General features: G+C 43.8%; 11 protein-coding genes and 6 pseudogenes. 6 read left to right on the plus strand and 11 right to left on the minus strand.

What is annotated here, in order from left to right; all coding sequences use genetic code 11:
- Positions 1–14: 14 nt before the first annotated feature.
- Positions 15–1,575: pseudogene (gene murJ / locus V6N89_RS14375) on the minus strand (murein biosynthesis integral membrane protein MurJ).
- A 374-nt stretch (positions 1,576–1,949) separates the two neighbouring features.
- Here murJ and rpsT point away from each other — a divergent pair.
- On the plus strand, positions 1,950–2,213 hold the full coding sequence (gene rpsT, locus V6N89_RS14380) for a 30S ribosomal protein S20 (protein WP_202262006.1): 264 nt from the start codon (positions 1,950–1,952) through the stop codon (positions 2,211–2,213).
- A gap of 97 nt (positions 2,214–2,310) precedes the next feature.
- On the opposite strand, the gene V6N89_RS14385 is transcribed toward rpsT, so the two are convergent.
- The 4 genes and pseudogenes from V6N89_RS14385 to V6N89_RS14400 all read right to left on the minus strand — a co-directional run bounded on the left by V6N89_RS14385 (position 2,311) and on the right by V6N89_RS14400 (position 6,009).
- On the minus strand, positions 2,311–3,063 hold the full coding sequence (locus V6N89_RS14385; protein WP_346992850.1) for an SDR family oxidoreductase: 753 nt from the start codon (positions 3,061–3,063) through the stop codon (positions 2,311–2,313).
- Positions 3,063–4,163, minus strand: a pseudogene (locus tag V6N89_RS14390) (phosphotransferase family protein). Before V6N89_RS14390 ends, V6N89_RS14385 begins: the two are co-directional and overlap by 1 nt.
- Positions 4,164–4,183: 20 nt before the next feature.
- Positions 4,184–5,000: pseudogene (locus V6N89_RS14395) on the minus strand (SDR family oxidoreductase).
- 91 nt (positions 5,001–5,091) lie between these two features.
- A pseudogene (locus V6N89_RS14400) lies at positions 5,092–6,009 on the minus strand (bile acid:sodium symporter family protein).
- Between the two features lie 101 nt (positions 6,010–6,110).
- Here V6N89_RS14400 and V6N89_RS14405 point away from each other — a divergent pair.
- A pseudogene (locus tag V6N89_RS14405) lies at positions 6,111–7,026 on the plus strand (LysR family transcriptional regulator).
- Positions 7,027–7,101: 75 nt separating this feature from the next.
- On the opposite strand, the gene V6N89_RS14410 reads toward V6N89_RS14405, so the two are convergent.
- Positions 7,102–9,120, minus strand: a complete 2,019-nt coding sequence (locus V6N89_RS14410; protein WP_346992851.1) for a hypothetical protein — start codon at positions 9,118–9,120, stop codon at positions 7,102–7,104.
- A gap of 295 nt (positions 9,121–9,415) precedes the next feature.
- Between V6N89_RS14410 and V6N89_RS14415 the strand changes: the two are divergent.
- Positions 9,416–10,215 (plus strand): annotated as a pseudogene (locus V6N89_RS14415) (UDP-2,3-diacylglucosamine diphosphatase).
- 131 nt (positions 10,216–10,346) lie between these two features.
- Positions 10,347–12,065 (plus strand): lysophospholipid acyltransferase family protein, encoded by a 1,719-nt coding sequence (locus V6N89_RS14420; protein WP_346992852.1) that lies wholly within the window; start codon positions 10,347–10,349, stop codon positions 12,063–12,065.
- Positions 12,066–12,209: 144 nt separating this feature from the next.
- Here the strand turns inward: V6N89_RS14420 and dapE are convergent, their stop codons facing one another.
- Entirely contained in the window at positions 12,210–13,388 is a 1,179-nt protein-coding gene (gene dapE / locus V6N89_RS14425; RefSeq protein ID WP_338518167.1) for a succinyl-diaminopimelate desuccinylase, read from the minus strand.
- A gap of 179 nt (positions 13,389–13,567) precedes the next feature.
- Between dapE and V6N89_RS14430 the strand changes: the two genes are divergently transcribed.
- Positions 13,568–13,738, plus strand: coding sequence for a hypothetical protein (locus V6N89_RS14430; RefSeq protein WP_338518168.1), 171 nt, complete (start codon positions 13,568–13,570; stop codon positions 13,736–13,738).
- Positions 13,739–13,913: 175 nt separating this feature from the next.
- Here V6N89_RS14430 and V6N89_RS14435 read toward each other — a convergent pair whose 3' ends face one another.
- Entirely contained in the window at positions 13,914–15,806 is a 1,893-nt protein-coding gene (locus tag V6N89_RS14435) for a SurA N-terminal domain-containing protein (RefSeq protein ID WP_346992853.1), read from the minus strand.
- Between the two features lie 91 nt (positions 15,807–15,897).
- On the opposite strand from V6N89_RS14435, the gene V6N89_RS14440 reads away from it, so the two are divergent.
- A complete protein-coding gene (locus tag V6N89_RS14440; RefSeq protein ID WP_338518169.1) occupies positions 15,898–16,113 on the plus strand; it encodes a hypothetical protein in 216 nt (71 codons plus the stop codon).
- On the opposite strand, the gene hupB is transcribed toward V6N89_RS14440, so the two are convergent.
- From hupB to clpX, 3 genes are all read right to left on the minus strand, one after another.
- The gene (gene hupB, locus V6N89_RS14445) at positions 16,110–16,382 is read right to left on the minus strand and encodes a nucleoid-associated protein HU-beta (RefSeq protein ID WP_012518978.1); all 273 of its coding nucleotides are present in this window, start codon (positions 16,380–16,382) and stop codon (positions 16,110–16,112) included. The two genes, V6N89_RS14440 and hupB, sit on opposite strands and share 4 nt — an antisense overlap.
- Before the next feature lie 309 nt (positions 16,383–16,691).
- Complete coding sequence (lon, locus tag V6N89_RS14450; RefSeq protein WP_346992854.1) at positions 16,692–19,043, minus strand: endopeptidase La; 2,352 nt, start codon at positions 19,041–19,043, stop codon at positions 16,692–16,694.
- 492 nt (positions 19,044–19,535) lie between these two features.
- Complete coding sequence (gene clpX, locus V6N89_RS14455) at positions 19,536–20,810, minus strand: ATP-dependent protease ATP-binding subunit ClpX (protein WP_338518170.1); 1,275 nt, start codon at positions 20,808–20,810, stop codon at positions 19,536–19,538.
- Between the last annotated feature and the right edge of the window lie 66 nt (positions 20,811–20,876).

Genomic DNA, 20,876 nt, shown 5'->3' on the forward strand with positions numbered 1-20,876 from the left:
TGCTAAGTAATGCATTAGCCACCGCCACTTCTAAAGTGTCGAGGGCGCATGCCTAGCACCACCATGCTTGCTAAGAACAGTGCAACCGACATTCCAATAGTGACAGCAACTTCAGTAATTTGGGCAGATAGTGATAAATCAAAGAAAGCTAGGCTAGGTATCGCGATAATATATCAGTCCGCCCATAGCAGCGCTTGAGAGCAATACACGCACAATAAAAAGAATTGACGTGCGACTGAGGGCAAATACGCCTTGCTGGTGAAGCGTAAAATAAAGCAGCGCTGCATTTAATGTTGCTGACATGCTAGTGGCAACAGCCAAACCAATATATCCAAAAGGCACCGCTAACACGATATTAAACACCATGTTGGCAACCATGCACCAAATACCAAATTTAACGGGTGTTTTAGTGTCTTGACGGGAGTAAAAACCAGGTGCGAGGACTTTGACTAACATAAAACTTAGTAGGCCGAATGAGTACGCCGTTAACGAATACGACGCCATAATAGCCGTGTCAGCCGTAAATGCGCCGCGTTGAAATATAACGGTAAGTATAGGCCGAGCCATTACCCCAAGCCCTACGGCCGCAGGAATGCCCAACAAACAAACCATTCTAAATGCCCAGTCGATATTAGCGGCAAACGCTTTGGGGTTATTACTTACATGATTACGAGATAATGTAGGCAAGATCACTGTGGCAATCGCAATACCAAACAACCCCAACGGAAATTCGAGAAGGCGGTCAGAGTAATAAAGCCAACTAATGGAGCCCGTGACCAGAAAGCTAGCAATAAACGTGTCGAACAACAGATTAATTTGCCCTACCGACACACCAAACAGTGCGGGGATCATTAACGTACGCACTTTCACAACGTTTTCATCGTGCCATCCCCATTTGGGTTTAACCAATAGCCCTGCCCGAAATAAGAAAGGAAGCTGAAACAAAAACTGTACGATGCCACCAATAAACACCCCCCATGCCAGTGCATAGGCTGACTGAGACAGTGCAGGAGCCAAAAAGATGGCACAGGTGATAATACACACATTTAATAACACAGGCGTAAAGGCAGCCACGGCAAACTTGTTAAGCGTATTTAAAATAGCGCCTGCAAGTCCAGTTAACGAGATAAATGCCAAATAAGGAAAGGTAATCTTGAGCATGGTAGAGGCAAGTACAAATTTGTCACCAGCTTCATCGCCATCTAGCCACGCCATAAACCAGCCTGTACCAAATAATGCAGCAAGCACAGGCGATGCAATAACACCGATTATCGATACCACAAACACGATAGCGCCTAACGTACCGCTCACTTTTGCAACAAATTCTCGAAGTTCCCGCTTATCATCATTTTCATGAACTTCGGTTAACACAGGAATAAATGCTTGTGCAAAAGCCCCTTCAGCAAAAAGGCGACGTAGAAAATTGGGAATTTTGTTAGCAAAGAAAAACACATCGGCGGCGGCGCCATCACCCATTAGGCGAGCGACTACTACATCGCGAACCAGCCCTAGGATGCGTGAGACCAGCGTCATTACACTGACGATAATTCCAGATTTAATTAATTTGCGCGACACGTAATACTTCCGTTTTGTAAGCGCTCCAACGCAGAGGTATTAATGCGCAGCACTGAAACAATAAGAGTTAAGTAAATAATGATAACGAAAGGCGTGTATGGGTGAAACGATTTATTCAAAATAGTTGTGCACCTTTAATAACTTCTTGCTATAATCCGCGCCCGATATGGGATGCCATGTTTGAGCATAGCTCATTCCAAATGTCCGCTAAAAATGTCGCAAAGAATGTGCAACGTGTTGAGCATACTTTGTGTTCAATAGCTTGCGCGTTTAACGCGGTACGATTTAAGTTTTAAATCGTTTGACATTTGGGCGTTTGCTAGGCACAATCCGCACCCTCGTTTTTGACATGAATTTATTTTGGGAGTTACACCTTGGCTAACATTAAGTCTGCTAAGAAGCGTGCAATCCAAGCCGAAAAGCGTCGCCAGCATAACGCTAGCCGCCGTTCAATGACTCGTACAAGCATCAAAAAAGTAGTTGCTGCTATCGCTAGTGGCGATAAAGAAGCTGCACAAGCTGCACTTACTGCTGCTACTCCGATTCTTGACAGAATGGCTACTAAAGGCTTGATTCACAAGAACAAAGCTGCTCGTCATAAGAGCCGTCTAGCTGCACAAATCAAAGCACTAGGTTAATCTTAAAGATTAGTAGTAAAAAAGCGCCTTTCGGCGCTTTTTTTGTATCTGTATGATTTAGACAGTTCGAGCTTATGTTCATTCGAGCTTATGCTCACTAACTCATTTTTCGAATACTACTCGCAGGCATCACACGCATAACCCAATGCAGCACCGCCCATGGCCAGCTTGGTACAAACGCATTGGCTTTTTCTTTATTTATTGCACTAACCATGGCTCTGCAGCCTACATCGGTGTCGACAATAAAGGGTACTTTTTCTACCTTCTCGTTTATCTCACTGCGGATAAAGCCAGGGTGAATACACGTCACTTTGATAGGCGTATTCATAACATCCATACGAATACCCTCTGTCATCGATGTTAGCCCGGCTTTGGTTGCAGCATAAACCGTCATTGCTCGTCTGAAGCCACGCACCGCACTAATCGATGAAATAGTAACAAGGTGTCCACTGTTTTGTGCTCTGAATATGGTCATCGCTGCTTCACACTGGGCAAGCGCAGAAACAAAGTTGGTTACCGCAGTTTGTTTATTGGCGTGAAAAAAGCCGGTACCTACTGATGCCCCTTTTCCCATTCCTGCATTAACAATGACGCGGTCGAGTTGCCCCATATCTGCTTTAAACGCGTCAAACACATCAAATACTGCATCGTGATCGTTAACATCGAGAGAGCGAACGTACACTTCTATATTGGGGTTTAACTGTAGCAACTCCTGTTTAAGTTGCTCTAGGTTATCGATGCGACGAGCACAAAGCGCTAGATTGCAGCCTTGTTTGGCAAACTCAATAGCCATTCCCTTTCCAAGTCCTGAGCTAGCACCTGTGATCAGAATATTTTTTCTTATTGTCATTATCGTTTTCCTGAAGCTTTTATGGCTTTGTTACAGCGCCACATTAAATAGTGAATGAAAATCCAAAAATTTTTGAAGGCAGGATTATCCGTTTGCCCATGGTGATAGCGATAGTATATTTGCTGGGCTATTCCGGCTAGCCTAAAGAGTCCGTACACTTCGTAGAACGTAAAGTCCTCTACATCCACTTCCATCTCTTTGCAGTAATACGCCACGACCTCTTTACGCGTGAGCATACCGGGTAGGTGTGTGGGCTGTCTGCGGGTTGACTGTGCTAAAAAGTCGTCATCGGCTTGCACCCAATACGCCAACGTATTGCCTAGGTCCATCAGCGGGTCGCCTAATGTGGCCAATTCCCAGTCCAATACCCCTATTATTTCGGTATAACTACTTGGGTTCAGTACGACGTTATCAAAGCGAAAATCGTTGTGAGTAATGCATATGCGCTCGTTAGCTAAGCATATGCTTTTCAAGCCAACGCATTATTTTTTTGCCTGAAGGTACGTTCCAGGTTTTCGCTTTGCTATAGCGTTCACTCCACCCGCTAATTTGCCTTTCTATATACCCTTGACCTTTGCCTAAGTGCGAAAGCCCCGCGCGCTCATAATCAACTTTGTGTAGTTCAATTAAACTATCAAGCACGTTTGTGCACAGTTGCTTAGTCTGGGCCTGCGTTGTGTCCAGGCCTTTGGGTAAATTCTTTCTTGGAATAACATAGAGTAAGCTTTTCCATCACATAAAAGTCAGTACCAATAACCGTCTCGTCATCGCAATACCCAAGCATCTGCGGAACGTAGCGATATACAGGCTTAAGTGCGTGCTGCAAGCGAAATTCTCTGCCCATGTCATGTGCACCTTTAGCTTTCGTTCCAGCGGGCGCTCTGCGCAGTATTAACGATGTATTCTTATAGTCTAGGCAGTAAGTCCAGTTTGAGGCGCCCCCTGAATACTGGGTTACGGCTAAGCGTGCCCTCAAGCGCTATTTTGGTATTACTTTCAGGCTCTGAAATCGATGATTTAAGCCAAGCGTCAACGACCTCAATATTGAGCTCTTCACCGCTTCGTACACTGTCAGCTTTATCTACTACACTGTGTGACATGTTTACTCCACTTATTACTGTTAACGCTTTTCCATTGCGCGTTTCATAGATTTTGTTTGGCCAAGCATGCTGGCTATATAACGCTGCGAAGGTAGGAGCTTTTTAAGCAAGAACGCTTTTTTGCCTAGTTTGTGCGTAAGAATTAAAAAGCGCTTGCCTTTGACTTGCTGATAGATAGATTCCGCTACCTCTTCTTTAGTGATATCTGCTTTACTGAAGAAGCGATTTATCATTTTATGGGCTGCAGGGTTGGTGCTACGCATTGACTCATCCAAATTGGTCTTAAAAAAACTTGGGCATACAACGCTCACATCAATGCCATCTGGTGCTAGCTCTAGCTTCATGGTCTCTGAAAACGCTACAACCGCAGCTTTCACCGCATTGTAGCTTCCCATATAGGGAATAGGCGTCAGCCCAGCTTGCGAGGCAATATTGACAAAATAGCCACTGCCCTGCCTACGCATAAGCGGCACTAGGGCGCGACTTACCCTTACCATCCCAAGAACATTAATATCAAACACCCACTGCCACTGATCAATAGTCTCGTCGAGCAAGCTCCCGCCTGTCGCCACACCTGCATTGTTAAATACATAGTCGATACCCTGCCAACGCGCGTCTAACTTATGGGCTAGCTCGTGCACGTCATCGTCTTTGGTAATATCGCACTCGACATAGAATGCTTGAGCACCCAAGGCATTAAGCTGCTCAATCGTCTCTGCTGCTCTTACGGCATTTATATCTGCTATGCAGATTTTAACGCCATCATGTTTTTGTGCCCATTTTAGCGCCAGGGCCTGGCCTAAGCTAGGTTGCTCCGCCAGTGATGACTATGCGCATACGTGCGTTCTCTCTTCTTCCAATTTCATTGTTTTTTTGGTTTTTGCATGCTTTCACTTGTTATTGATGTCGTTAACTATGGTGTCGTTAACTACATAGCACGCTGTGTGTCTTGCTTTGTCTCTTGTTGCGATTTTTGTTGCGTCTCTTGGCGCGCGCGATAACGCTTTGCCCATATTGCTAAAAAGGCTGGGCCAATGTACATGGCAATACCATAAACGCCTGCTGCGATAGCGTAATCGGGTGCTTTTAAGAAACTAATGCAAATCAACATCGCAAGTGCGGCATTTTGAACGCCAATTTCAATCGCAAGCGTCAGTGCATCTTTTACATTGAGGCCAGTAATTTTCGACAACAACAAACCTAAGGACACAGACAGCAGATTTAGGGTCACACATACTAAAAACGCGCTGTCGAAAGAAGCCGCCAAACTGTCTTTTTCTGATACCAGCACGCCTACAATCATCAACAGCATAAAATACATAGAGAACTTTCTAAAAAGTCTTCCGTTCGCTGGGCGAACATTGGTTTTCGCGCTCGAATTACCATGCCAATGATAATAAGCACAATTGACACTCCTACTAAGCCCACTACAGTTTGGATTATAGAGAAGGCTTAGCGCGTTTTCTTCTACAAAATAATTAATAGCAAACTGAATGATAAACGGGGTAGAAAATACGCATACGATAGTTGAAACCGCGGTAAGGCTTACCGACAGGGCTAAGTTAGCGCGCGCAAGATGGCTTATAAGGTTACTGGTGGTGCCGCCAGGGCATGCGGCAAGTATCATAACACCTACAGCTATGTAAGGCGGTAATGCAAAAGCGATACATAAGGAGAACGCCAACAGCGGCAATAAGAGAATTTGCCCAATAACGCCTGAAAGCACGGCCTTTGGCGTTTTAAGTAATCGAGAAAAGTCTTGTAGAGTAAGGGTTAGCCCCATGCCAAACATAACGAATGCCAACGCCAGAGGTAACAACACCTCGGTAAGTACAGATGCCTGCATAAACACGCCCCTTACAAAAGATACCTTTTATTAACATTTAATGCAGTGTACGCTGTTTAAAAATAAATAAAAATGATGAGTTATTATGGAAATCCATAAATATGATGCATGGCAAAATTGATCTCAATTTATTTATTGTACTAAGAGCAGTATATGAACAAGGCAGTATTACTAAGGCAGCACAGCGTCTTCATCTTACGCAGCCCGCCGTTAGTCATGCCCTAGGCTTGATTACGAGATAATTTTAATGACGATTTATTTGTGCGTCACGGCTAAGCAAGTGGTGCCAACCCCTTTTTGCCAAAGTATTATTGCTTCGGTTACCGACGCCGTGGATACGTTAGAGCAAACGGTAAGTGGTAGTGTGAGCTTTGATATTAACGCTACTTCACGTAAGCTCACTTTAGGGTTGCGCGATATTTTAGAATCGACGTTTTTGCCTACGCTCGTCCCCAAACTTATCACAGACAGCCCTACTATCACGGTACACAGCCAACAAGTTACATGGCCAGAAATAGAGCCTTTACTGGTGGCAAAAGAACTAGACTTAGTGATTGATGTGCTGGTGCCCACCAGCAAAGAAATTCAGTCTCAATTTATTTGTAACGAACGCTTTGTTGTCATATGTGCATCGAAAAACCCCTACCTTAAGAAGGTCAGCATGCAAGCATATGCCGATGCTTATCACACTTTGGTTATGCTGAAAGACTCTAAGCTGGATAGTGTTGAACTTGCGCTAGCGCAGCACAATTTGCAAAGAAAAGTGACACTCCAATGCGAGCATTATTTCGCAGCAGCAGACGTGGTAAGCTTAGGTGTAATTTGTTACTCACTATGCCAGAGCGTTATGCCCACCAGCTGACCCAAAAATTTGATATCACCGTAACCCCTTTGCCTTTTGAAGTCCCCTTGTTGTAGGTATACATGTATTGGCATAAAACGGCAGAGGAGGATTTGGTCAACAAATGGATGCGTCAGCAACTCACTCAAACTGCCAGTGATTTGGGGTTAAGTTAAGGTTCTGAGTTACCCACAAATAAGGCTGATGCAAGCATCAGCCTTATTTTAAGTACCGTAACTAAGAGTACATAACTACTGTACAGGCAATGTCAATGTACCCGAGTCATTAACACCATCCTTGGTCTGATACTCATAAAAGAAAGTTACCGACGAAGGCATTTCAGCGGTGTTATCTCCCAAAGTCAGGAACGCATTCTCTGTATAAATGTAAGTGCTATCTTCAATTGCACTACCACGAAGTAAACTAACGTAGGAGTCAGTGTCTACACTTTCATTCGCTGCAACTGCAAGCGCAAACCTGCGACTGACTCTCACGTTGCCGTTTCTTACAATTTCCAAACGTCTTACATAATCGAAAGAGTCTTCACCTTCAGTATAACTTTGAGTCGTAATATTTAGAAAGTTAAGTGATTCCACAGAGACCGGGAACATAAAGCGCACTGAACCATCGTTATTGTTGGCAGTGTTAGGCTCTCCCGCCGAGTTCTCACTGATAATGATGACGCCGTTTGAATAGAAGTTAGTATTGTCTATAGTCACATCATTTATACTAAACGCATTCTCTTCACTGGGTCCCGTGGTAAACGATAAATCATCATTATAAACTGTTGTAGACGCGCCACCTACAAGCGGCATCACTTGCCCAATATTAAACTCATAAGACGTATTTCCACGCAGAGTCTCTACTGGCGAGAACGTTTGCTTAATTCCTCCTAATGATGGGCTTGATGTAATGGCTACTTCTTGAGTGACTCTTTCAACATAAGTATAGCCCAAAGGAACGCCGTCACTGTCCGAATCATTACCACGTGTAACTGTAATATCTTGGAATGTAAGGCTTACTTCTTCATCCGCAATACTTACCGCTTCGTTATAAAAAACAGAATATTCATAATTATCTCTATCAAGAGTATTAGTAATGACTTCTACTGATGAGAAAGGCTCCACTTCTCTAGCAACAAGAACCAGGTTTAACGATGCTTCATCATTTACGTAAAAAGAGGTATTGCTATCAAACCCATAGCCTGAAACTCGGATACGCGTTTCGCCAGTCCCATTTACGGTATCTCGTCGCAGAGTTATGTTTCCAGACGAATAAGTGGTATCACCTATCGAAAAAGAGGGCATTTGTAAATCTACATAATTGTCGAACGGAACCGTCATTTCGTGGAATTGACTTTCCGTATTAAAAGAAGAGTCAAACGCTTCGTCGTCAATGTTTGCGGTAAACGTCGCATCGCTTAACACGTTACCTGCACTATCAATAAGTGTTATTGCTAACGACTTTTCCTCTGGCAAAACTGGCACATTGTCTCTAAGTTGCAACTCAGGTTGCTGGAAATTACTTGCTCGATAAATAAAGAGGCTCTCACCAGCAATACCAATGCTATCCGAAGGTGTAGACAAATAATCGGCAACGCCATCATCGTCAAAATCAATGTTTGCTTGCAAAGTTACATTGAAATCTCTAGGCAATGTAATTTCATATTCTTGTGTTTCTGTGTTGTACGTTGATTGGTGTGCGAATTCACCAACGTTACTTGTTGCGTTACCTAAATATGAAAAACCAGTGAATGATAGCCCAGCAATATTTTCCCCTGTGTCCACATTTGTGATGTTGAATTTAACATTTACAGGTTTAGAGATTGTTAGTGTACCAATGTCATCGAAAGCTTCACCAGAGCTAACTGAACGCGTGGTAATAAAGAACGCGCGACTAAGGTAACTTTCATCAGAAGTCGATGCTACGATGGTTAAATCAGAGTTCGCAGGAAGGCTGTCAATTTCAAATCGTCCTTCCTCTGCTTCAAGATTTTCAACAAGTACCGAGGCACCTTGATATATAGTTAACAATAAATTATCAACTGGCATTTCTGAATCAGCGCTTACCACCAAGCCAGAGAGCGTTACTGCAGTTTCACTATTCTCAAGCTGTTCAGCCAATAGGTTGTTCTGTTCTTCTAGTACGGCATTTTGTTGATTTAGCGCATCAACAACACCATCGTTGCTGTCATCATCAACCTCAATACAGCCTGTAAGTGCAAGTGAAACAAAGAGAGGGATAGGAGCAAGTTTTTTATTGATCTTCACGATACATCCTTAATATCAGATTTAACTAACGAAAAAACAAAGGATGAAAAAAGAAAACGTCGAGCATGAACAATACTTGAGAGAAACTGTACTACCTTGTACGTGACCACATTCATCCTTGAAGCGCGCTAGGGTACAGAGTTACAAATTACTTTTCACCCTTTTTATTATTAAATCTTCAAGATAATTCAATATTCCCAAAAAATGTGTCACACAATGGTCAACCTAGCGTCACCTAACTGTCAATTAGCTCTTCTATAGTGGCGTTCCAAGGCAATGCTTTGGGACTTCGCTAATGAAAAAAACACACTACCGCACGCTTTGGCTTTCTGATATCCATTTGGGTAACAAAGATTGTAAGGCCGAGTATTTACTCTCCTTTTTAGACAGCATTTCAGTAGACACTTTGTATCTGGTTGGCGACATCGTCGACATGTGGCAAATGACCAAGCAGTTTCGCTGGCCAAAAACACACAACCAGGTTATGCATAAATTTATGCAAATGAGCCAAGAAGGAACCCGGGTTGTCTATTTGCCGGGTAATCACGACGAGCCCATCCAGTCATATGCTTAGGTATGGCATTTGGCGATATAGAAATAGAACGCGAACTAGTTCATACCACAGCACTTGGAAAACGCTATCTGGTGTTACATGGCGACCAGTTTGATGGCGACGTTACCATGGGTAAGTTCCATGCATGGATTGGTGATAAAGGATACGACCTATTGCTGTTCCTAAACCGTGAATTCAACCGCTTTCGAGCGTGGCGCAAGCGCGAGTATTGGTCCTTGGCAGGCTATATCAAGAAACACATTAAAGGCGCTAACGAAGCTATCTCTCGCTATAGACAAGCATGCTGCAGCCGAGCTAAGGAAATGGGGCTAGATGGCGTGGTATGCGGCCATATTCATCACCCAGAAAGCACGTTCGAAGACGGTATTCATTACGTTAACGACGGAGACTGGATTGAAAACTGTAGCGCCCTAGCTGAGGACAAGGAAGGCAACCTCTCGCTCATTCATTTCTTAGACACCGTTGAACACACCAATGTAACGCAGCTAGACGTGAAAAACGCACGTTCTAAAGCTGCTTAAATAAAATCATGATGGCGCTTTTTCGCAGTTACAAGTTGTTAACATTGTCAAATAACTGCCATTAAACTGTGTAAAAAGCGTCATATTGACCTGCTATTGTTCGCCAAAATGTATAAAGATAAACAGGCACTATGTTTACTGTAAACGATGTACTGAACAAACATTACCCTCAGGTAGCGAGTAACCCTATCCTCTTTAAATCACTCTCGTTTGTATTGAAACACCTGCTTCACGAACAAGAGATAACTGAGTTTGGTGAAACCTATCCGCACTATGAAGACATCGATTTTGTTGAGCAAGTACTAGAGTATTTCAACATTAGCTACTCGACGCGTGATGTCGAGAAAGAACATATTCCCAGTGAAGGTCGAGTAGTGATTATTGCCAATCACCCAATCGGTTCTCTAGACGCGTTAGCATTGATTAAGCTGGTCAGTGAAGTACGTCATGATTTAAAGGTAGTTGCCAATCAAATGCTAATGGCGATTGAGCCATTACATGACATGTTACTACCTGTAAACAACATGCAAGGTGGTACACCCAAGCAGCATTTATCAGCTATTCAGTCACACCTAAATAGTGATGGGGCCATCTTGATTTTCCCAGCGGGCGAAGTATCTCGTCTTCGCCCACAAGGCGTAAGGGATACACGCTGGCATTCAGGTTTTTTGCGAATTGCGCGCCAAGCCAAGTCCCCTATTCTCCCCGTTTACATTGATGCGAAAAATAGCCCTTTGTTTTATGGCGTGTCTATGGTTTATAAACCGCTGGCAACGGCGCTACTAGTAAAGGAAATGTTTAAGCAACGACGTAAACACCTGCCTATGCGCATAGGTGAGCTGATTCCATTTGAGTCATATAGCCAGACAAACATTCCACTTAAAGAACAAGTTAAATTGTTTAAGCGGCATCTATACAGAATAGGCAGTAATAAAAAAGGGGTTTTTGAAACACAAGCCTCTATTGCTATGCCTGAAGACCGGAAAGAATTGGCAAGGGCCATTCGCCAGTGCGAACACCTTGGGCAAACCGGCGATGGTAAATCAATCTATTTATATCAACACAAGAACTGCTCCCCCATCATGCGGGAAATAGGTCGCTTGAGAGAAATCGCATTTAGAGCTGTTGGTGAAGGCACCAACAAACGCCGAGATATAGACCAATATGACTCCCACTACTACCACCTTGTATTATGGGATGACTCTGACCTTGAAATTGTAGGTGCCTATCGCTTTGGCGATGCTGAATTACTTACTCAGGCAGACCATCCAACGGGGCTCTATTCAGCAACACTGTTTGATTACAGCGACAAAAATGACACACTGTTTTCAGAAGGATTAGAACTAGGCCGCAGCTTTGTGCAACCTCGCTATTGGGGCAAACGTAGTTTAGACTATTTATGGATTGGCATAGGCGCGTTTTTAAGTCGCTACCCTAAGTACCGCTATTTGTTTGGTGCCGTTTCGCTGAGCAACGCTTATCCGCAACACGCCAAAGATCTCATCGTCCAGTTTTACTCAACTTACTTTCCCGCTAAGTTCGGAGAGGCTAGTTGCAAACGCCCCTATCAAATTACCCAAGACGTTCTCCACACCTTTACAGGTAACGACTATAAGGCAGAATTTACCCAGCTTAAACACTTACTTGCCAACATGGGTGTGAACGTACCTACGCTTTACAAGCAGTACTCAGAAGTGGCCAAAGAAGGCGGGGTCGCTTTTTTAGGTTTTAATGTAGACCCAGATTTTAACGATTGTATAGATGGATTAGTGGTTGTAGACATGCTCGCGCTTACCGAGAAAAAGCGCAGGCGCTATCTAGAACATTGCGACTTAAAACAAACTGCATAAGATCTAACTACTCAAAGAAGCGCTTGTAGTTGCAAGCGCTTCTTTAATCGCCCAGTTCTCTATTTATTCAGTGCTTTATTTTGCGCCTCTACACAAGGTGTCCATAGTAAAGCCCCCTAGTTTTACCATCGGCAATAACAAGCTTTAATCAGTGCAACGTCCTATTTGGCGTAAAACGTCAGTGTAGATATCTTCAAGCGTTATCAAATCAGAAAGATGAATATGCTCGTTAATCTGATGAATAGTGGTATTGGGCACACCAACTTCGACTACCTGAGTCTTATCGCTGGCAAAAAATCGACCATCAGATGTGCCGCCAGATGTGCTAACCACAGGGTATTTTCCGGTTGTTGACTTTATCGCTTTTTCTACACTTGTTATTAGACAGCTTCCCAACTCACGAGGCCGACTTAAATATGATTCACAAGGTCGTGAAAACGATATTGTCGCGCTGTCATCTGCTTGATGAATTAGACGCTGTAGCAATTGCGCTAAGCGCTCTTCATCAAACTGCCACGAGTAACGCACGTTAAACTCTATCCTAACTGCACTTGGAACAATATTGTCGGTAAAACTGCCTGTGTCCATATGTGTAATTTGCAGTGTGGTTCCAGGGAAATCATCAGTCCCTACGTCGAAGGCGTAGTTGGTTAATGCTTGTACTATGTTGCTGGCTTTGTGTATGGCGTTCACCGCGGTTTTTGGGTAGGCCACATGTCCTTGCTTTCCTACGACGGAAACGGTGGCAGAGAGAGAGCCTCTTCGTCCAATCTTTATTGTATCGCCTGTTTGCACCGTAGAAGTTGGTTCTCCGATTAAACACATGTCTAGTACAACGCCGCGTTCATCCAAGGTATTCTTAATCCAGCGAGAGCCCCACTCTGCCTCACCTTCTTCGTCGCTGGTGATCAGCCACCAATACGTTACCCTATCGGAACTCATTGAAGTAATGGCCCGTTCTGTAGCCGCTAACATTGCTGCAATGCCTGTTTTCATATCTGCTGCGCCTCTGCCATAAAGCTTATTTTGACTAATGACAGGACTAAAAGGAGGCGACTTCCATTTATCCAAAGGGCCCGGAGGAACGACATCTGTGTGGCCAGAAAAAGCAAAATGACAGGGCCCATGACCCCAGCGCGCAATAAGGTTTTTCACGCCATTTATATAGTGTTCTTCGCAAACGAACCCCAGCTTCTCAAGTCTATGCATTAAGTATGTTTGGCACCCAGCATCAACAGGCGTTATAGACTCTCTTGCTATAAGAACTTCAGCGAAATGTATGCTTCGAGCGAGCGGAGCTTGCGGGAGTGATTGAATTGCCATAGCACCTAACAGAAGAAGTATTAACTAGCTCTATTACATAAAGACTTGGTGACAGCGCAATAACACTTTTACTACAAAGCAATGACAGATGAGCATAAGGTCAAGAGAACTTAATGGTATTTGACGCCATCGCTTGCTATAACTACTAGCAAATATGCGTAATCCATTAAGGCATTGATATGATGAAAATTATTGTACTTATTCCGTTACTACTTTCCTTGTTATGGTTTGGGTATTTGCAAGCCAATAAATATACACTTGAACAAGGTAAGCAAGGTTTTTTGTATATATTCGTATTATCTGGCGTTATTGCAGCCTTCTACACGTTAATGATGTTCCTTACCCATTAGGAACCATTAAGGGCTGCTACCCAAACGCAAGCTGCAAATTGCTATTGGCAACCTTCCCTCGCTTTACACATTAACTTTGGTACAAACAAAAAAAGCCCTTCTAAACAGAAGGGCTTTTAGGAAGTACACATAACGTGTGCACGTTGAGCGTCTTACATTACACTTAAGTGTTTTGTTATAGCGCTGCAGACACAGTTACGTCGGCTTTTGCACGCAATGCTTCAACATATTGCTGATACAAACGCTGGCCTTGAACCTGCGCAAGACGCTGCTTAAGGCCTTCGCCAAGGCCTGCTTCAAGCACCGGTGCAGCATTAACCGCAGCCAACTCTACTACCGCAACGTCACCATTTACCGTTGTTGCCACGTCAACTTTGTTATCGCCTTCAGGTGCTAACGAGAACAGGGTGTCTACAATGGCGCGTGCTAGCGTTCCACCCGCTCTTGGTACATCCTCTGCCGTTTCCCATGAAACAGACTTGGCATTAAGTGCCTCTTCTACGCTTTCACCTGCACGCACCTTCTGTGCAATATCAAATGCCCACGCTTCTGCCGCTTCTCTTGCCTTTTCAGCTTTTACCGAAGCCTCTATACCTTCGCGTACTTCATCAAGTGACTGCGTACGCTGAGGCAGATGTTCAACAACTCGAACGACAACAATATTTTCTTCATCCAATTCAATGATATCGCTGTTCAGGCCTTCTTCAACTAGCTCGGCTGAAAACGCAGCATCTAGCAACGCTGGAGCACTTAAGTCTACAGGTGCGGTATTTCTGCTGAAAAGTACTGACTCTTGCACAGGAAGATCAACAGCGCTCGCGACATCTTCTAAAGTATCAGGTACCTCAAATGCAATTTCCGCCATGGTATTTTGCAATTCGAAATATTTTTCCATTGCTGCATCATACAGCAGAGCGTCACGTATCTCACTTGCGACTTCGTCAAAAGCCTTCACCTGTGCTTCGCGTAGATCGGTGAGTTTTACGATATGAAAACCGAAATCAGTTTCAACAACATCTGAAATATCGCCTACGCTCTCAAGCCCGAATGCTGCTTCATCAAACGCCGGGTCCATCATCTCTGGTGTTATAAAATCTAAGTCACCGCCGTTTTCAGCAGAAAACGTGTCGTCTGAATTAGCTTCAGCTAACGCCGCAAAGTCAGCGCCATTATCAAGTTCAGCTTTTAGCGACTGCGCCTTTTGGCGAGCAGCATCAGCATCATCGCCTGCTTCGATAAGAATATGCGATACGCGGCGCTCTTCTTCTTTACCGTAGCTGTTGATATTGTTGTCGTAGTAAGTGCGCACGGCATCTTCATCAACCGATACACGACTCTTCAAGTCTTCTGCACTTAGTTTTACATACGCTAACTTAACCTGCTCTTCAGTATCGAATGACGCAATGTTGTTATTGTAAAAAGCCTCTACATCTGCTTCAGTCACTTCAACAGTGTCAGCGAACGCATCAGCATTAACCATGGCATATTTTGCGTTACGAGTTTGACGCTGCAATGCGTTAGCTTGTTCAACTTCTCCGTCCAACGCGAACGAAGAGTTTGTCAGTGCCGCAGTAAGTTGGTTCTGCGTCATTTGGATTCTTAGGTAATCACGGAAGTCCGCAACTTGAAAACCGTTCTGACGTAAGATTGCCTGGAAGCGCTCATTGTCGAACTGGCCACCAAATTGGAACTCTGGCATTTGAACAATCGTTTCACGAATTTGTTCGTCACTTACGCGAAGACCCATTTCAGCTGCTTGCTGTTGAATAAGCTTTTCTGCAATCAAACGGTCTAATACATTTTTGCGAAAGTCCGCCAAGTACTGCTCGCTAGAGAAAAGCTGAGCAATGCTCTCACCGTACTGTGACTCCATTTGTGCACGTTGGTTTTGATACGCGCGTTCTAGTTCTTGTGCCGAGATTTCTTCGCCGTTTACGGTCGCCACAGCTGTTGTACCTGAAGAGGTAAGGTAGCTACCTACACCAGCGAAAACGAAACTCAAAACGATAAGCGCGATAATCGCCATCGCCCATGGGCCTTGAGAACCTTCTCTGATTCTTTCTAGCATGATTGTTCTTCAACTCCGTTGCTTACTACAGTTATCTCGCGCTGACGACGCATCGTGTGCGTGAGATAAAATAAGCAGTGATTATAACCCAATGCCAATGAATATAAACGGCCAAAACTCACTATTTGCACTTGTTATCACGGGATTTCCATTACAAAAAGAGGAATTGGATGCGTTGTTTGTCATTGCAGGTTGGTTTGGTAAGTCGACAAGGGGTTTGACAGAGGTGTTTTTCCCCTACCTTCTAACCACAAATAAAAAAGGCGATGGACTAGCCATCGCCTTTTTCTATAATTTCTTTGCTTAGTTACAAGCGTCTTTCAGTGCTTTACCAGCTTTGAAAGAAGGAACTTTCGCAGCTGAAATCTGAATAGTCTCACCAGTTTGTGGGTTACGGCCACTGCGAGCTGAACGTTCGCGAACTGAGAAAGTACCAAAGCCAACTAGTGCAACTTGGTCGCCGTCTTTTAGTGCTGCAGTTACTGAGTCAGTGAATGCGTCAAGAGCGCGGCCAGCAGCTGCTTTAGAAATGTCTGCACCAGCAGCAATTTGGTCGATAAGTTGAGACTTGTTCACAATTATGATCCCCTTCGATTGTTATTATACTGTTTGTCCAAAACGATTTTGCTTGAACGTTATAGCAAGCTTGATTGTTAACATCAAGCCTCGGTCACAAATAATTAACTTTTTGTTTAATCGCTGCAATCCCTTTTGTGGCAAGGCTTCAAGCGAATACCACTTAAAGGTAACACAACTTTTGCGAGTTGAAAGCCCATTTTTGAAAAAAAACGACATTTCTTTAACTCAACGAACAATATTTAATCAATTATTTCAAAAAAATGGCTACACGCCTTTAAAATTAGGCAATGTAGCCATCGTAACTAGTTAGTTTTTCACCACTTGAAAGCTTTCTACAGGCTCTTGCAATGCAATATCTAAGACATCATCAATCCACTTAACTGGGTGAATCGATAAATCTTTTTTCACATTGTCGGGTATCTCTTCCAAATCTCGTTCATTATCTTTTGGAATCACTACCGTTTTTATACCACCGCGGTGTGCAGCTAGCAGTTTTTCTTTCAAGCCACCAATAGCTAACACTTCACCACGTAGCGTAATTTCACCTGTCATTGCCACATCACATTTAACAGGGTTACCCGTCAGCGATGACACTAACGCGGTGCACATCGCAATACCAGCACTTGGGCCATCTTTAGGTGTAGCACCTTCTGGTACGTGAACATGGATGTCGCGCTTTTCATAAAAGTCATCGTTAATACGAAGCTTTTCAGCACGGCTTCTGACCACAGTCATTGCAGCTTTGATGGACTCTTGCATAACATCGCCAAGCGAGCCTGTTGATGTCATCTTACCTTTACCAGGTACTGACGTTGTCTCGATAGTTAATAAGTCACCACCTACTTGTGTCCAAGCAAGCCCGGTTACTTGACCTATCTGGTTGTCTTTGTCGGCTTTACCGTAGTCGAAACGCTGAACGCCTAGGTAGTCTTTAAGGTTGTCTTGGGTAACTTCAACCTTGCCTTTGCTCTTCTTAAGCAAGATGTCTTTCACCGCTTTACGACACACTTTAGACACTTCGCGCTCAAGACCACGTACACCCGCTTCTCGCGTGTAGTAACGGATCATGCCAATTACTGCTGAATCAGTAATTTCTAACTCTTTCGCTTTGAGACCATTTCGCTCCATTTGCTTGCCAATTAGGTGATTCTTGGCAATGTTGAGTTTTTCGTCTTCGGTGTAGTAAGCCAAACGAATCACTTCCATACGGTCTAATAGCGGGCCCGGGATATTCATGCTGTTTGAAGTAGCAACAAACATGACATCAGACAGGTCGTAATCCACCTCTAGATAGTGATCACTAAAGCTATTGTTTTGCTCGGGGTCTAGTACTTCTAGTAAGGCTGATGCTGGGTCACCGCGCATGTCAGACGACATCTTGTCAATTTCATCTAACAAAAACAGTGGGTTTTTAACCCCAACCTTTGCCATTTTTTGCACTAACTTACCTGGCAATGAACCAATGTACGTACGGCGATGCCCACGGATTTCCGCTTCATCGCGCACGCCACCTAGCGCCATACGGACATATTTGCGCCCAGTCGCTTTAGCAATAGACTGCCCAAGCGAAGTCTTACCCACGCCAGGAGGCCCAACAAGACACAAAATAGGCCCTTTGAGTTTTTTCACGCGCTGCTGAACCGCAAGGTACTCTAAAATGCGCTCTTTGACTTTCTCAAGTCCATAGTGATCTTCATTCAATACACTTTCAGCACGAGATAAATCTTTCTTTACTGGCGAGCGTTTGTTCCACGGCACATTGGTTAGCCACTCAATGTAGCTGCGCAGTACGGTCGCTTCAGCAGACATAGGCGACATCATCTTGAGCTTTTGAAGTTCAGCTTTTGCTTTGTCTTCAGCCTCTTTTGGCATTTTAGCGTCAGCAATTTTTTTCGATAATACTTCAAATTCATCAGGAGCATCATCTAATTCGCCCAGCTCTTTTTGAATAGCTTTCATTTGCTCATTCAAATAGTACTCTCGCTGACTCTTCTCCATTTGTTTTTTGACGCGAGTGCGAATCTTCTTTTCGACCTGTAACAGGTCTATTTCGCCCTCCATCAACGCCATTAAATACTCAAGGCGTTCGTTAACACCCTGCATCTCAAGCACTTTTTGCTTTTCAGTTAGCTTAAGTGGCATATGAGCGGCCATGGTGTCAGCCAATCTAGCTGCGTCTTCAATACCGTTTAATGACGTGAGTACTTCAGGTGGGATTTTTTTATTCAGCTTAACATAGCCTTCGAACTGCGACACCGCAGAGCGAATAAGCACTTCCTGCTCACTCTCTTCGATGGCTTCGTCTTCAAGTTGTTCTACGTTAGCAACAAAATAAGGCTCAGACTGTTGATAGCTATCTATCTGGCCTCTTACACTACCTTCTACAAGTACTTTGACCGTACCATCAGGCAGCTTAAGCAACTGCAGAATGGTAGCGATAGTACCCACTGTATAAATGTCATCTGCTTCTGGCTCATCGACACCTGCGTCTTTCTGCGCCACAAGGAATATTTGTTTATCATTCTCCATTGCCGCTTCAAGGCAACGGATAGATTTTTCACGCCCAACAAATAGGGGTATGACCATATGCGGGTATACCACTACATCCCGCAAGGCAAGCACAGGAATTTCAATGCGATTTTCACGCTCAACTGTCATACTTGTTCTCAATTAGTTTGAAATGTCATTTTTATATGGGGATGCAAGAGCAAAGTTCAATCGAAACTTATTAAAGTGCGTTAATTCCTTAACCTTACCTTCCCTGCTCTACCTATAACCATTATCGATTTTTCGCTGTAAGGCAATACTTAACTCAAAATTCTGATAGAAAGGATAAGATACCTTTTATCAAGTGAGCAAAAATCAAACATATCTTGCAAGTTCAGCGTCGTGAACGAACTGGGTGCAAGGCGAAAGTTGATGAAAAACCGCGTGACCCAATGTTTATTGATGAAGTAAGCCAGAAACAACGAATGTCGTTTTTAGGCCGCGTCAGCGAGCATGGTTTAGACAAGGCGGGAAGTTTTGGGGAACCGGAGTTTACGTATGGTAAATGAGGATTTCACAAAATTTACCAACGCGGTATAAATCAGCGCAGTAGCGGTTTAAAAATAAAAAAGGCCCCAGCGGGGCCTTTTTTAGCTCTCTAGATTACTCAGAGGCTGCTTTCTTTTCATTACTATCATATATCAATATCGGCTTCGATTCCCCGCGAATCACGGTTTCATCAATAACCACTTTACTGACATCTTCCATCGATGGAAGGTCATACATGGTATCTAACAGAACAGCTTCTACGATTGAACGAAGTCCGCGGGCACCTGTTTTACGCTCCATTGCTTTTTTGGCAATTGCGTTAAGCGCATCGTCACGGAATTCTAGCTCTACATCTTCCATAGAGAATAGCGCACCATATTGCTTCGTGATGGCATTCTTAGGTTCGCGTAGAATTTCGATTAACGCTTCTTCGTTTAACTCTTCAAGACTCGTTACAACAGGAAGACGACCGATGAATTCTGGAATCAATCCATACTTCACTAGATCTTCAGGCTCTACCTGCTTAAACAGTTCGCTGATTTGTTTGCTGTTGTCTTTAGACTTGACCGTTGCGCCAAAGCCAATTCCGGTATCTTTTTGCGCTCGTTGCTCAATAACTTTATCAAGCCCTGCAAACGCACCACCGCAAATAAACAAGATCTTTGAAGTATCTACTTGTAAAAACTCTTGCTGCGGGTGCTTACGTCCACCCTGTGGCGGAACCGATGCAACTGTACCTTCAATCAGCTTAAGAAGTGCTTGCTGTACACCTTCACCTGACACATCACGTGTAATTGAAGGGTTGTCAGACTTACGTGAAATCTTGTCAATTTCATCGATGTACACAATACCGCGCTGTGCTTTTTCGACGTCATAATCGCATTTCTGCAGTAGCTTTTGGATGATGTTTTCTACATCTTCGCCAACATAGCCAGCTTCCGTAAGGGTTGTGGCGTCCGCCATGGTAAATGGTACGTCAAGTAGGCGCGCTAGTGTCTCTGCAAGTAGTGTTTTTCCGCTACCTGTAGGGCCAATTAACAAGATGTTACTCTTGCCTAGTTCAACACCATCATGCACGTCACCGTTGCGAAGTCGTTTGTAGTGGTTATAAACCGCTACTGATAAGACTTTTTTCGCGTGTTCTTGACCAATTACATAATCGTCAAGATGCGCATGTATTTCGCTAGGTTTAGGTAAAGCGTCCTGCTTTTGCTTTGGCGCAATTTCCTTAATTTCTTCGCGAATGATATCGTTACATAACTCAACACACTCGTCGCATATAAATACCGACGGGCCTGCTATTAATTTTCTTACTTCGTGTTGGCTTTTGCCACAAAACGAACAGTACAGTAGCTTATTATCACCGTCACCGCTTTGCTTATCACTCATTACATTTTGCCTCTGCCATACCCGAGTCAAAAATCATTATGTGCGATGCACTGACTCAGGTTTACT

The organism is Alteromonas gracilis (assembly GCF_036870955.2).
In the GTDB taxonomy this organism is placed as follows: domain Bacteria; phylum Pseudomonadota; class Gammaproteobacteria; order Enterobacterales; family Alteromonadaceae; genus Alteromonas; species Alteromonas gracilis_A.

Excerpts from the sequence above, each read along its gene's own strand:
- V6N89_RS14430 (WP_338518168.1), top strand. The coding sequence starts at position 13,568 with ATGATGAAAATTATTGTACTTATTCCGTTACTACTTTCCTTGTTATGG.
- V6N89_RS14435 (WP_346992853.1), bottom strand. The coding sequence starts at position 15,806 with ATGCTAGAAAGAATCAGAGAAGGTTCTCAAGGCCCATGGGCGATGGCG.
- dapE (WP_338518167.1), bottom strand. The coding sequence starts at position 13,388 with ATGGCAATTCAATCACTCCCGCAAGCTCCGCTCGCTCGAAGCATACAT.
- clpX (WP_338518170.1), bottom strand. The coding sequence starts at position 20,810 with ATGAGTGATAAGCAAAGCGGTGACGGTGATAATAAGCTACTGTACTGT.
- lon (WP_346992854.1), bottom strand. The coding sequence starts at position 19,043 with ATGACAGTTGAGCGTGAAAATCGCATTGAAATTCCTGTGCTTGCCTTG.
- V6N89_RS14420 (WP_346992852.1), top strand. The coding sequence starts at position 10,347 with ATGTTTACTGTAAACGATGTACTGAACAAACATTACCCTCAGGTAGCG.
- V6N89_RS14385 (WP_346992850.1), bottom strand. The coding sequence starts at position 3,063 with ATGACAATAAGAAAAAATATTCTGATCACAGGTGCTAGCTCAGGACTT.
- V6N89_RS14440 (WP_338518169.1), top strand. The coding sequence starts at position 15,898 with ATGCCAATGAATATAAACGGCCAAAACTCACTATTTGCACTTGTTATC.